Source organism: Roseateles sp. NT4, assembly GCF_051857475.1.
In the GTDB taxonomy this organism is placed as follows: Bacteria; Pseudomonadota; Gammaproteobacteria; order Burkholderiales; family Burkholderiaceae_C; genus Pelomonas.
Genome location: NZ_JBPZGZ010000001.1, coordinates 537892 through 550764, shown reverse-complemented (window position 1 = coordinate 550764; position 12873 = coordinate 537892). Strand labels below are relative to the sequence as shown.

The window sequence follows — 12873 nt, the reverse complement described above, 5'->3', positions numbered from 1 at the left end:
CGGCGCAATCCAGCAGCGCCTCATAGCCGCCACGCCCGCTCGAAATCGGCGCGGCTCATGACCGGGCCATGGCCGGGCACGAGGCGCTGGAAGGGCTGGGCCGACAGGCGCGCCAGCGCCTCGCGCCAGGCGGGTGGGCAGGCCGTGTCCATGAAGGGCACCGGCAGCGTGACGAGGTCGCCGGCGGCCAGCGTGCCCGAGGCCTTGTCCAGCACCCACAGATCGCCGCCGCTGACGGCCGTCTCGACGCCGACTTGCAGTGGCCGGCCGGCCACGGTCAGCGCCGCCGCCGTCTTGACCTCATGATCGGGTTTCAAGGCCGCGGCCTGGCCCAGCAGATCCTGGTCCACGCGCATGACGGCGGCCTGCTCGGGTGGCGCGGTCGGCAGTGCCTCGGCGAGTTGGCGGCGGTAGCGGTCCAGCCAGCCGTCGGCCGCCAAGGCCTGGGCGACCGCGGGCGAGGCCCAGACCTCCAACCCCGGCTGCTGCGCGCGCAGCCAGGCATTGCCGCCGAGATGGTCGAGATGCCAATGCGTGTTCAGCACCGCCCTCACCTGACCGCCGGCCGCCTTCAGTGCTGCCTCGGTATGGGCACGGTGGCGGCCGCTGTCGATCAGCAGCCAGCCCTCGCTGCCCTTGAGCAGCAGGCTGTTGCCATCGGGCTGGCGGCCCGCCTCGAAACCGCCGGGCACGAGCAGGACATCGGGAGCCAGAGCCTGCTGGGCCTGGGCGGCGGCACAAAACAGCGACAGGGCGAGAACGAAGCGGCGCATGCCGAGATGCTCGCGGGGATCGGCCTCGCGGCCGGTCGTCATGCCGCGACGGCAGCGCCCGACAGGCGGGCCGCAGTGGCCTGCTTCGCGACCTCACGCGGCGCCAGCGTCTTCAGGCGGTGATCGCTCCAGACCTGGCGCCAGCGGCGCGCGCCGGGCGTACCGTTCCACAAGCCCAGTGCATGGCGCATCGCGTAGGCCCACGAACGGCCGCTGGCATGCACGCGCTCGAGATAGCTCAGCCAGGCCTCCTCGACCTGCTCACGCGAAGCTGCCGGGTCGGGCTGGCCGAAGAAGCGCGAGTCCCACTGCGCCATGCTCCAGGGCTCGTGATAGGCCTCGCGGCCGATCATGACGCCGTCCAGCACATCGAGTTGCCCGGCGATCTGGTCGGGCGTCTTGAGCCCGCCGTTGATGGCGATGGTCAGCTGCGGGAACTCGCGCTTGAGCTGCTCCACCAGCTCATAGCGCAGCGGCGGGATCTCGCGGTTTTCCTTCGGCGACAGCCCCTGCAGCCAGGCGTTGCGGGCATGCACGATGAAGACCTCGCAACCAGCCTCGGCGACGGTGGCGACGAAGTCGCGCACGAAGTCATAGCTTTCGATCCTGTCGATGCCGATGCGGTGCTTGACGGTGACCGGCAGCGAGGTCGCATCGCGCATGGCCTTGACGCAGTCGGCCACCAGCTGGGGCTCGGCCATCAGGCAGGCGCCAAAGGCCCCTTTCTGCACGCGCTCGCTGGGGCAACCGCAGTTCAGGTTGACCTCGTCATAGCCCCAGCGCTCGGCCAACTTGGCGCTGGCGGCCAGGTCGGCGGGCTCGCTGCCACCCAGTTGCAGCGCAACGGGGTGCTCCTCGGCATTGAAGTCGAGGTGGCGGGGCTGGTCCCCGTGCAGCAGGGCGCCCGTCGTCACCATCTCGGTGTAGAGCAGGGTCTGGCGGGTGATGAGCCGGTGGAAATAGCGGCAGTGGCGGTCGGTCCAGTCCATCATCGGGGCGACGGACAGGCGCCAGGGAGAAAACCGGGAAGAAAGGGCAGCAGTCACGGGCGTGATTATCCCGGGCCACAAAAGCCAACGCCCGCGTCGGGCCGACGCGGGCGTTGAGAAATGCTGACGCGCGAGGGCTTAGCGGCTGCGGCGACGCGCCACGCCCACACCGGCCAGGCCGGCGGCCATCACCAGCGCCAGGCTGGCGGGTTCGGGCACGTTGTTCGGCGTGCCGCTGAACTCGACCACATAGCCGTTGATCTGGCCGCCGTTGCCGGGAGCGCCATGGTCGTTCCACAGGCCGGTGCCGGCCCAGTTGGTCTGCAGGAAGTTCTCGCCACCGCAGCAGTTGTTGGGCTCGCCCGGATTCCAGTTGAAATAGGTCAGCGCTTGGCCGGTCTCGGGGCCGGCACGCCAGGTCCAGTTGCCTTCGTTGCCGTCATCCGAACCGCTGAGCCAGGACAGCACGCCCTTGGCCACGTTGTCGGAGATGAAGCTGTTCTCGGCCGCATTCACGGCGGTGGCCAGATAACCCGTCATGCCCAGGAAGCTCATGCCCTGAGCCGCGGCGAGGGCCTGGCTCCAGGTGACGTTCGAGTCGATGAACTCGTAGTAGTGGCCATTGCCGCCCGAGGCGGTATCCCACAGCACCGGCGCCGCCACGGCTGCCTGGCCGACCAGGCCGCTGGCCAGGAGGGCGGTCATGAGCGCTTTGCGCATAGGAGTCTCCGTCTCAGGTTGGAAATTTTCGCGAGTGTCCGAAGCCGTGCCCGCCGGGCCAATCCCCAATCCCGGGGGGCTAACGGCCGCCCGGCATCAGCGGCGCGAGTCGCTTTTCCAGCTCCGGCTTCAGGCGCATCGAGAAGTCCACACTGATGTGATTGCGGTCCAGGAAAAGGATCAGGCCATCGCGTTCGGTCTCGCAGACGGCACCGGGGCAGATGGCTTCGGACAGGTCCAAGAAAGGTACGCCCCGCTCCTTCAGCGCCTGGGATTCGGCACCGGCGACGCCGGACGAACGAGCCTCCTCGTCCGCGCGCAGATAGGTGCATGAGCTGTCCGGCGACTGGCCGCGCCAGGACGCACGGGCCAGGCAGGTCGGCACATCGAAACCCGGGAAGGGCGTGTCGCGCAGATAGGCGGCCTTCAGGCCCATGCCCTGCAGGCGCTGCATGGTGCCTGCCAGGCCTTGCTGCCACTGCGCCGGCGGCACGCCATAGCCCGATGAACTGGCCACCAGCACCAGGTCGGGCTTGATGGCCTGGATACGTTCGAACATGCGCTCGCGCCAGCGCGAGCATTGCCAGTACTCCAGGTGCTTGCCCTGGTAGTTCACGGCGAGGTCGAGGGCCGGACACTGGACCTTGGCGAGGGTGATCAGCCGCCAGCCGCGCTCGGTCGCCAGGGCCTGCAACGGCGAGAACCATTGCATGGCGTGGGAGTCGCCGAACAGCAGCAGCGTCGCCGTCGGCGTGGTGCTGCCGAATTCACAGGGCGGCTGGTCCAGCGCATCGTAGCGAGACAGGCAGCCGGTGTCGGAAGCGGCGGGCCAGGCGGTCGCCTTGAGATAGCGCGCCTGATCCGATCGCAGGTCCATGCGGCCGATGCCATGGGCTGTCAACGCCGTCGCGACGCACACCGCCAGGCCTGCCGCCACGATGCGCCGCGGCGACCAGGCCTGCCACAGGCCGTGCTTGAAGGGCAGCTCGATCCAGCGATAGGACACCCAGCCCAGCAGCAGGGACAGGGCAATCAGCAGCACGGTCTGCCAGGCACCCGCATGCGGGAACAGCAGCGTCGCAAAGATGATCAACGGCCAATGCCAGAGATAGACCGAATAGGAGCAGTCGCCGACCCAGGTCAGTGGTCCGCTGCTCAGCAGGCGGTTGACCCAGTTGGCCGAGCTGTTCTGCACGACGACCAGCAGACCCATGGTGCCGAGGACGGGCAGCACGGCCCAGGCGCCCGGGAAGCCCAGATGCTCGTCAAAGCACAGGGTGGATGCCGCGATGGCGACCAGGCTGACACTGCCGACGGCAGCGACAGCGCCAGGCTTGAGCTTGCGTCCGATATCGGCCCAAACGAACAGCACCATGCCGGCGGCGAACTCCCAGATGCGCATGGGCGTCAGGAAGAAGGCGTATTGCAGCTTGAACCGCGAGACCACGACACAGGCGACCAGACTCAGCGCACCGGCAATCAGCAGCAGACGGGCCGTGCCCTTCCTCGCGTCGCGGTTCGCGAGGCGCCAGGCCAGCAGCATCAGCAGCGGCCAGAACAGGTAGAACTGCTCCTCGACCGCGAGGGACCACAGGTGCAGCAGCGGATTGGCCTCGGTATGCCCGCCGAAATAGTTGGTCGACCGGCTGGCGAACCAGAGATTGGCGGCATACAGCGCCGAAGCGCGCGCCGACGACATCAGCTCGCCGTGCTCGAAAGGCGCGTACAGCCAGGGCACCACCGCCACGACAGCGATCAGCACCGCGGCAAAGGCGGGAAAGAGCCGGCGAATCCGTCGGGCGTAGAAGTTCCACAGGTCGACACGGCCGGTCCGGGTCAGCTCGCGCAGCAGCAGGCCGCCGATCAGATAACCCGAGATGACGAAGAACACGTCGACGCCGACGTAGCCGCCGCCGAAGCCCGGCATGCCCACGTGATTCAGCAGGACCAGCAGGATGGCGATGCCACGCATGCCCTGCAGGCCGGGGTTGATCTGCGTGGTGCCGGCAACTGCCTTCTGCCGCGAGTCCGCGGCGAACGCCAGTGACGAGGCGCTCATGCCAGGTCCTTCAGCGGGTGCTGCTCGGGCGTCCAGGGGCTGGCAAAGAAGGCGGCAACCTCGGCGGCATCGACGTCGGCAACGCTGGCCGGGCTCCAGCGCGGCGCATGATCCTTGTCGACCGCCAGGGCGCGGATGCCTTCGACGGTCTCGCTGCGGGCGGCGCCGCGCAGATGGAAGGCGTGGTGCACCAGATCGCGCTCCAGGCGCAGATCGTCGGCGAGGCTGAGCTTGCGGCCGCGGCGCACCAGCTCCAGGGTCACGGCCATCATCAGCGGCGAGCGCGTCAGCAGGGTTTCGTGGGTCTGGTGTGCCCAGTCGTCGCTGGCGGAGGCCAGGGAGGCGAGGATGCCGGCCAGCGTCGGTTCGCCGAAGTGGCGGTCGATGCGCTCAGCCGCGGCCTTGGGGTCGGCGGTGGGCGCCAGATCGGCCCTCTCCATGACCGTGGCGACGACATGCTCGGCGCTGGGCTGGGGGCTGGAGCGCAGGGCCTCGACGAGGTCGGCCCATTGCGCGGCCGGCACATAGACGTCGCCCAGGCCCCATTCGATGGCATCGCCCGCCGCGATGGTCTGGCCGGTCAGGGCCAGCCATTCGCCGACATGGCCGGGGCATTGGGCGAGGAAGAAGCCGCCACCGACGTCGGGGAACAGGCCGATGGCCGTCTCGGGCATGGCGAGCTTGGAGCGCTCGCACAGCACGCGCAGCTTGGCGCCCTGGCTGATGCCCATGCCGCCGCCCATGACGATGCCGTCCATCAGCGCGATATAGGGCTTGGGGAAGTGGTGGATCAGGTGGTTGAGGCGGTATTCCTCGGTGAAGAAGTCGCCCAGGGCCGGGTTGCCGGCGTGGGCGGCCTGGTGGAAGAAGCGGATGTCTCCGCCGGCGCAGAAGGCCGGCGCCTTGCCCTCGCGGGGAGCGCCCAGCACGGCCACGGCCTCGATCTCGGGGCGCGCCGCCCAATGGCGCAGCAGCGTCGTCATGTCGCGGATCATGGCCAGCGACAGCGCATTCAGGGCTTGCGGGCGGTTCAGCGTGATGAGGCCAACACAACCATTGACCTCGGCCAGGATCTGGCCATCGGAGTCCAGGTTCGGAATCAGGTCGTTCATGCGTTCTTCAGGACGGATTTGACGGAAGGGGGAGCCAGGGCTTCGTTGGCAATCAGGGCGACGAGCACAAGGCTACCGCCGATCAGGGCCGCGCTGCCTGGGTGTTCGCCCGCAAAAGCCCACGCCCAGAGGACGCCAAGCAGGGTTTCGGCCTGGCCGAGCAGGGCCAGTTCATGGCCAGGCAGTTCGCGCGCCAGGCGCACAGCCAGCAGGCAGGGCACGGCGAGCTGAAAGACGCCGAGGAAGGCCAGCAGGCCCAGGTCATGGGCGCCGGCCTGCAGCGGCCAGGCCAGCGGCAGCATGGCGGCTAGGGAGATCAGCGCCCCGATGAGAACAGCGGGCAGCATGTCGGTGCCGCCGCCCTGCCCTACTTTTTGCAGCAGGCACCAGTTGGAGGCCGCCGCCAGCGGCACGCCCAGGGCGACAAATACGCCCAGCAACGGCCCGCCGAGCTGGCCACCGAACATCCAGGCAATGCCGGCGCCGGCCACCGCGATGGCCCACCAGGTGCGCGTCGGCACCGGCTGATGCAGGAAGACCCGCGCGAACACCGCCGTGAACAGCGGTGACAGCGACATCGTCACCAGCACATTGGCCACGGTGGTGAGTGACAGCGCGACCATGAAGGCCGTGAACATCACGGCCCAGCAGACGCCGGACGCCCAGACCGCTTTTCCGCGCATGGCGGCAAGCAGCGCCCTGCCCCGCATGGCCCCGAGGATGACGAACAGCGCCAGCGCATTGAAGCTGCTGCGCCAGAAGGTGATCTCGAAGCCTCGCGCCGCGTCCAGATGCCGCGTGACCACGCCCGCCGAACTCCACATCAGCGTGACCAGCAGCATCAGCAACACAGCCGTTCGGTGACTCATAGCAAAGCGCCCCTTTCGGGGCGCTGGCAAGACGGGTGATCGAAAGATCAGGCGCGGGAGGCGCGCTTGCGGTCGTTTTCCGAGAGGTGACGCTTGCGCAGACGGACCGACTTCGGCGTGATTTCCACCAGCTCGTCGTCATCGATGAAGTCCACGCCGTATTCCAGCGTCAGGTCGATGGGCGGCGTGATCTTGATCGCGTCTTCCTTGCCGGACACGCGGAAGTTGGTCAGCTGCTTGGTGCGCGTGGCGTTGACGACGAGGTCGTTGTCGCGGCTGTGGATGCCGACGATCATGCCTTCGTAGACCGGGTCGTTGGGCTTGACGAACATGCGGCCGCGGTCGTCCAGCTTGCCCAGGGCGTAGGTGAAGATTTCGCCGTCGTCCATGGAGATCAGCACGCCGTTCTTGCGGCCGCCGATGTCGCCCTTGTGGGCTTCGTAGCCGTCGAAGATCGACGAGATCAGGCCCGAACCGCGGGTCAGGTTCATGAACTCGTTGGCGAAGCCGATCAGGCCGCGCGCGGGGATGCGGTACTCCAGGCGCACGCGGCCATGGCCGTCCGGCTCCATGTTCAGCATTTCGCCCTTGCGCAGGCCCAGGGCCTGCATGACGCCACCCTGGTGGGTTTCTTCGACGTCGGCCGTCACCAGCTCCATCGGCTCGCTCTTGACGCCATCGATGTCCTTGAACATCACGCGCGGCTTGGAGACGGCCAGCTCGTAGCCTTCACGACGCATGTTTTCCAGCAGGATGGTCAGGTGCAGTTCGCCGCGGCCGCAGACCTCGAAGATGCCGTCTTCATCGGTCTCGGAAACCCGCAGGGCCACGTTGTGCTGCAGTTCCTTCTGCAGGCGGTCCCAGATCTGGCGGCTGGTGACGTACTTGCCTTCACGACCGGCCAGGGGCGAGGTGTTGACGCAGAAGTTCATCGTCAGCGTCGGCTCGTCCACCTTGAGCATGGGCAGCGGGGTGGGGTTGGCCGGGTCGGTCACGGTCACGCCGATGCCGATCTCCTCGATGCCGTTGACCAGCACGATGTTGCCGGGGCCGGCTTCAGTCACCTGCACGCGGTCCAGGCCGTGGAAGGTCAGCACCTGGTTGATGCGGCCGTTGACGGACTTGCCGTCCGGGCCTTCCATGACGGCGACCTGCATGCCGGGCTTGATGGTGCCCTGGCTGATGCGGCCGACGCCGATGCGGCCGACGAAGGTGGAGAAGTCCAGGGCCGAGATCTGCAGTTGCAGCGGGGCAGCCGGGTCACCCGTCTGCGCCGGCACGTGCTTGAGCACGGTGTCGAACAGGGCCGACATGTCGGGGCCCCACTGCTCGCCGGGTGCGCCTTCGGTCAGCGACGTCCAGCCGTTGATGCCGGAGGCGTAGACGACCGGGAAGTCGAGCTGCTCGTCGGTGGCGCCGAGCTTGTCGAACAAGTCGAAGGCGGCGTTGATGACGGCGTCGGGCTTGGCACCGGGCTTGTCGACCTTGTTGACGACGACGATGGGCTTGAGGCCCAGGGCCAGCGCCTTCTTCGTGACGAAGCGGGTCTGCGGCATCGGGCCTTCCTGGGCGTCGATCAGCAGCACGACGCCGTCCACCATGGACAGGGCGCGCTCGACTTCGCCGCCGAAGTCCGCATGTCCGGGCGTGTCGACGATGTTGATGTGGGTGCCGCCCCAGCTGACCGCGCAGTTCTTGGCCAGGATGGTGATGCCGCGTTCACGCTCGATGGCGTTGCTGTCCATGACGGTGTCGACGACCTTCTCGTGGTCGGCGAAGGTGCCGCTCTGGCGCAGCAGCTGGTCGACCATGGTGGTCTTGCCGTGGTCAACGTGGGCAATGATGGCGATGTTGCGGATCGGGGTGGTCATGGTGATGCTTGGAAAAAAACCGGATCAGGCGGAAAGCAGAGCCTGGACCTCCGGTGGGGTCAACAGGCGATCGGCGATCAATTCGCCAGAGGTGATGTGGGCGCTGCCAAGGAAGGCGCGCGTCTCGGGGCCGTAGACACGCACGCGCTCGGCATCGGGCGCATTGACACGGCGGCGCAGGCCGGACAGGAAGCGTGCGGCTTCAGATGCGTCCAGGCGCAGCTCCGGCGCTTCGGCCAGCAGGCGGTCGGGGGATGTGAGCAGCGCGGCGCGCGCTTCATCGGGCATGGCCTCGATCTGCGCCAGCGTCACGGCGCCGTCCAGCGTCAGGCCGCCGGAACCGATGCGGCGCAGGGCCGCCAGCGAAGCGCCGACGCCCAGCCTGGCGCCGATGTCTTCGGCGAGCGTGCGGATGTAGGTGCCTTTGGTGCAACGGACGTCGAGGGTCACGGTGCCAGCCTGCACGCCGACGATGTCGATGGCATGAATCGTCACGCGACGGCTCTTGCGCTCGATCTCGACGCCGGCGCGGGCGTATTCGTACAGCGCTTTGCCTTCGTGCTTGAGCGCCGAGTACATCGGCGGCATCTGGTCGATCTCGCCGGTGAAAGCGGCACAGGCGGCGGCGATCTGCTCGATCGTGATGTGGGCCGCGTCGACGCGCTCCAGCACCTCGCCCTCGGCGTCGCCCGTCGTCGTGCGGATGCCCAGGGCCAGCGTCGCGAGATAACGCTTGTCGGCGTCCAGGCTGACTTGGCTGAACTTGGTGGCCGCGCCGAAGCACAGCGGCAGCAGGCCGGTGGCCAGCGGGTCCAGAGTTCCGGTGTGGCCGGCCTTCTCGGCACGCAACAGCCACTTGGCCTTCTGCAATGCGTCGTTGCTCGACAAGCCCAGCGGCTTGTCGAGCAACAACACGCCATGCAGAGCGCGGCGCTGGATGCGCACACGCGGCGGCTTCGCGGCGGCAACGGCGACGGCGGCCTCAGTCATTGGGCTCCTCGTCCTCGATCGCGCGCGTGGCATTGGCCTTGTGGATCAGCGCGCTCATCTCGGCGGCGCGCTCGGTGGTGCGGTCGAACTGGAAATGCAGTGTCGGCACGGTGTGGATCTGCAGGCGCTTGAACAGACCGTTGCGCAGGAAACCCGCCGCCTCGTTCAAGGCGATCTGCGTTTCGGCAGGGTCGCCAATCAGTACCGAGAAGAACACCTTGGCATGGGCGTAGTCGGGCGTCACGTCCACGGCACTGATGGTCGCCATGCCGATGCGCGGGTCCTTCAGCTCGCGGATCAGCTCGGCCAGATCGCGTTGGATCTGGTCGGCGACGCGGAAGCTGCGGTTGGGGATGGCGCGTTTGTGTCTCATGGCGGTTTCCTGAAAGAACAAACCCCGCCCCGAGGGGCGGGGTTAACCCTCGGGACTGAAGTTCAGAGCGTGCGGGCCACTTCCTTGATTTCGAAGAACTCGAGCTGATCACCTTCCTTGATGTCGCTGTAGTTCTTCAGCTTGATACCGCACTCGAAGCCTTCCTTGACTTCGCGGACGTCGTCCTTCTCGCGGCGCACCGACTCGACTTCGCCCGTGTAGATCACGGTGTTGTCGCGCAGCAAGCGGAAGCGCGCGCCACGGCGGACCAGGCCGCTGGTGACCATGGAACCGGCCACCGTGCCGATCTTGGAGGCGACGAACACGACGCGGATTTCGGCCGTGCCCAGCGCTTCTTCGCGCTGCTCGGGCGCCAGCATGCCGGACATCGCCTTGGTCACGTCGTCCACAGCGTCGTAAATGATGCTGTAGTAACGCAGATCGACCGCGTTGCCTTCGGCCAGCTTGCGCGCACCGGCATCGGCACGCACGTTGAAGCCGATGATGACGGCCTTGGAAGCGATGGCCAGGTTGACGTCGCTTTCGCTGATGCCGCCGACCGCCGCGTGGACGATCTGCACCTTGACTTCGGCGTTGCTGAGCTTGAGCAGCGAAGCGGCCAGGGCTTCCTGCGAGCCCTGCACATCGCTCTTGATGATCAGCGGCAGGGTCTGCACGTCGCCGGCGCCCATTTCGCTGAACATGTTCTCGAGCTTGGCGGCCTGCTGCTTGGCCAGCTTGACGTCGCGGTACTTGCCTTGGCGGAAGGTCGCGACTTCACGGGCACGGCGTTCGTCGCCCAGCACCATGAATTCGTCACCGGCTTGCGGCACTTCGGTCAGGCCCTGGATTTCCACCGGGATGGACGGACCCGCCTCGTTGGTGGCCTTGCCGTCTTCGTCCAGCATGGCGCGAACACGACCGAAGGTGGAGCCGGCCAGCACGACGTCGCCGCGCTTGAGCGTACCACTCTGCACCAGGACGGTGGCGACCGGGCCGCGGCCCTTGTCCAGCTTGGCTTCGATGACCAGGCCCTTGGCCATGGATTCGACCGGCGCCTTCAGTTCCAGCACTTCGGCCTGCAGCAGCACCTGCTCCAGCAGTTCGTCGATACCCTGGCCGGTCTTGGAAGACACGCCGATGAAAGGCGACTCGCCGCCGAATTCTTCCGGCACGACCTGCTCGGCCACCAGCTCGCTCTTGACGCGTTCGGCGTTGGCATCGGGCTTGTCGATCTTGGTCATCGCGACCACGATGGGCACGCCAGCGGCCTTCGCGTGGTGGATGGCTTCCTTGGTCTGGGGCATGACGCCGTCGTCAGCCGCGCAAACCAGGATGACGATGTCCGTCGCCTTGGCACCGCGAGCCCGCATAGCCGTGAAGGCCGCGTGACCCGGGGTATCCAGGAAGGTGATGGTGCCGCGCGGCGTCTCGACGTGATACGCGCCGATGTGCTGCGTGATGCCGCCGGCTTCGCCAGCTGCCACGCGGGAGCGGCGGATGTAGTCCAGCAGCGAGGTCTTGCCGTGGTCGACGTGACCCATGACGGTGACCACCGGTGCGCGCGACAGCGATTCGTGCTGCTGCTCGGCGGTGCCCTCTTCTTCGAGGAAGGCGTCCGGATCGTCCAGCTTGGCGGCAAAGGCCTTGTGGCCCATTTCCTCGACGAGGATCATGGCCGTTTCCTGGTCCAGCTGCTGGTTGATGGTGACCATCTGGCCCAGCTTCATCAACTGCTTGATGACCTCGGCAGCCTTGACCGACATCTTGTGGGCGAGATCGGCCACCGAGATGGTCTCGGGGACGTGGACCTCCTGGATCTGCATTTCTGCAGGCGCCTGGAAATTGGACTGGCCATTGCCACCGCGGTCGCCGCGACGGCCGCCGGCACCACCACGCGCCGGAGCGCGCCAGTTGCCACCGCCACCCGGGCGACCGGCGCCGGCAGGACCGGCACCGATGGTCTTGAGGCCGCGCTTCTTGGCGGCGTCATCGGCCCAGCTGGACGACAGCTTCTCGGACTTGACCGACTTCTTGTCGCCCGGCTTGCCGGCGCCTGCGCCGGCACCCGCCGTGGCAGGTGCGGCGCCCGGAGCGCCGGCCTTCTTGTGGATGGTGCCCTTGATGCCCGCGGCGGTTTCGGCCGGCTTGGGCTCTTCCTTCTTGGCCGCGACCAGCACCTTCTTGGGTGCGTTCATCATCGCGCGGATCTTGGCGGCCTCGTCCTCGGCGGCCTTGCGGCGGCGAGCCAGGTCGTCCTGCTTCTGCTTCTCTTCGGCAGCGGCATCCACGGCCTTGACCACGCGCAGCGCCGGCTTGGCAACCTCGGGTGCGGGCGGCGGCGGGGCGACGACTTCAGGCGCCGGCGCGGGCGGCGGCGGAGCGACGACTTCGGGTTCGGGCGCAGGCGCGGCGGCCTTGGCACCGCGCTTGGAAGCGGCCTTGTTGATGGCGGCGGCTTCGGCAGCGGCGGCGGCGGCATTGCGGGCGCGGGCCTCGGCTTGGTCGTCGGCCTGGCTCTCAGCCTTTTCCACCTTGGCAGCGGCAGCCGCCGCAGCGGCTTCGGCGGCAGCCTTGGCGGCGGCTTCGGCAGCAGCGGCTTCGGCGGCAGCCTTGGCGGCGGCGGCTTCACGGGCGGCGCGCTCGGCCTCCTCGCGGGCCTTCACCTTGGCGGCAAGCTCCTCTTCCTGGACGCGCAATGCAGCGGCCTGGGCCTGGGCCTCTTCCTCGCGGCGGGCCAGATCGGCTTCTTCGGCGCCAGCGGAGGACTCATCGGAGGCGTCGTCACGCTTGACGAAGGTGCGCTTCTTGCGCACTTCGACCTGGATGGTGCGGGCCTTGCCAGAAGCGTCGGCCTGCTTGATCTCGGTGGTCGACTTCTTGACGAGGGTGATCTTCTTGCGCTCGCCGCCGGCAGTGCCGTGGGAGGTGCGCAGGTGGTCGAGCAGGCGTTCCTTGTCGGTCTCGCTCAGCGAGTCGTCGACGGAAGACTTCTTGACGCCCGCGGCTTGCAGCTGCTCCAGCAGCGTGCCCGCCGGCTTGCTCAGCTCGGCGGCAAATTGGGCGACGGTAGTCACGGCCATGTGGGGATCCTTCAAATTGCTTTCGGTGCGGCGC

Annotated in this window: 10 protein-coding genes; all 10 read right to left on the bottom strand. The window is 67.7% G+C overall.

The genetic code is table 11. The features are described 5' to 3' along the window. Positions 1 to 20: 20 nt before the first annotated feature. Entirely contained in the window at positions 21 to 815 is a 795-nt protein-coding gene (locus tag ACS5PN_RS02505; RefSeq protein ID WP_439462362.1) for an MBL fold metallo-hydrolase, read from the bottom strand. Next, the gene (dusA, locus tag ACS5PN_RS02500; RefSeq protein ID WP_439463682.1) at positions 812 to 1765 is read right to left on the bottom strand and encodes a tRNA dihydrouridine(20/20a) synthase DusA; all 954 of its coding nucleotides are present in this window, start codon (positions 1763 to 1765) and stop codon (positions 812 to 814) included. The genes ACS5PN_RS02505 and dusA overlap by 4 nt, the downstream gene beginning before the upstream one ends. Positions 1766 to 1900: 135 nt before the next feature. Beyond that, entirely contained in the window at positions 1901 to 2482 is a 582-nt protein-coding gene (locus ACS5PN_RS02495) for a lectin-like protein (RefSeq protein WP_439462361.1), read from the bottom strand. A 79-nt stretch (positions 2483 to 2561) separates the two neighbouring features. Beyond that, positions 2562 to 4541, bottom strand: coding sequence for an acyltransferase family protein (locus ACS5PN_RS02490; protein ID WP_439462360.1), 1980 nt, complete (start codon positions 4539 to 4541; stop codon positions 2562 to 2564). Then, a complete protein-coding gene (locus ACS5PN_RS02485) occupies positions 4538 to 5653 on the bottom strand; it encodes an enoyl-CoA hydratase/isomerase family protein (protein WP_439462359.1) in 1116 nt (371 codons plus the stop codon). The genes ACS5PN_RS02490 and ACS5PN_RS02485 overlap by 4 nt, the downstream gene beginning before the upstream one ends. Then, on the bottom strand, positions 5650 to 6522 hold the full coding sequence (locus ACS5PN_RS02480; RefSeq protein WP_439462358.1) for a DMT family transporter: 873 nt from the start codon (positions 6520 to 6522) through the stop codon (positions 5650 to 5652). The genes ACS5PN_RS02485 and ACS5PN_RS02480 overlap by 4 nt, the downstream gene beginning before the upstream one ends. 47 nt (positions 6523 to 6569) lie before the next feature. Further along, positions 6570 to 8393, bottom strand: coding sequence for a translational GTPase TypA (gene typA / locus ACS5PN_RS02475; RefSeq protein WP_439462357.1), 1824 nt, complete (start codon positions 8391 to 8393; stop codon positions 6570 to 6572). Positions 8394 to 8417: 24 nt separating this feature from the next. Next, on the bottom strand, positions 8418 to 9383 hold the full coding sequence (gene truB / locus ACS5PN_RS02470; protein WP_439462356.1) for a tRNA pseudouridine(55) synthase TruB: 966 nt from the start codon (positions 9381 to 9383) through the stop codon (positions 8418 to 8420). Next, positions 9376 to 9756 (bottom strand): 30S ribosome-binding factor RbfA, encoded by a 381-nt coding sequence (gene rbfA, locus ACS5PN_RS02465; protein WP_439462355.1) that lies wholly within the window; start codon positions 9754 to 9756, stop codon positions 9376 to 9378. Before rbfA ends, truB begins: the two co-directional genes overlap by 8 nt. A 62-nt stretch (positions 9757 to 9818) precedes the next feature. Beyond that, complete coding sequence (gene infB / locus ACS5PN_RS02460; RefSeq protein WP_439462354.1) at positions 9819 to 12839, bottom strand: translation initiation factor IF-2; 3021 nt, start codon at positions 12837 to 12839, stop codon at positions 9819 to 9821. Positions 12840 to 12873 lie beyond the last annotated feature (34 nt).

Coding starts and splice junctions, on each gene's coding strand:
- ACS5PN_RS02505 (WP_439462362.1), bottom strand. CDS start 815: ATGACGACCGGCCGCGAGGCCGATCCCCGCGAGCATCTCGGCATGCGC.
- dusA (WP_439463682.1), bottom strand. CDS start 1,765: ATGATGGACTGGACCGACCGCCACTGCCGCTATTTCCACCGGCTCATC.
- ACS5PN_RS02495 (WP_439462361.1), bottom strand. CDS start 2,482: ATGCGCAAAGCGCTCATGACCGCCCTCCTGGCCAGCGGCCTGGTCGGC.
- ACS5PN_RS02490 (WP_439462360.1), bottom strand. CDS start 4,541: ATGAGCGCCTCGTCACTGGCGTTCGCCGCGGACTCGCGGCAGAAGGCA.
- ACS5PN_RS02485 (WP_439462359.1), bottom strand. CDS start 5,653: ATGAACGACCTGATTCCGAACCTGGACTCCGATGGCCAGATCCTGGCC.
- ACS5PN_RS02480 (WP_439462358.1), bottom strand. CDS start 6,522: ATGAGTCACCGAACGGCTGTGTTGCTGATGCTGCTGGTCACGCTGATG.
- typA (WP_439462357.1), bottom strand. CDS start 8,393: ATGACCACCCCGATCCGCAACATCGCCATCATTGCCCACGTTGACCAC.
- truB (WP_439462356.1), bottom strand. CDS start 9,383: ATGACTGAGGCCGCCGTCGCCGTTGCCGCCGCGAAGCCGCCGCGTGTG.
- rbfA (WP_439462355.1), bottom strand. CDS start 9,756: ATGAGACACAAACGCGCCATCCCCAACCGCAGCTTCCGCGTCGCCGAC.
- infB (WP_439462354.1), bottom strand. CDS start 12,839: ATGGCCGTGACTACCGTCGCCCAATTTGCCGCCGAGCTGAGCAAGCCG.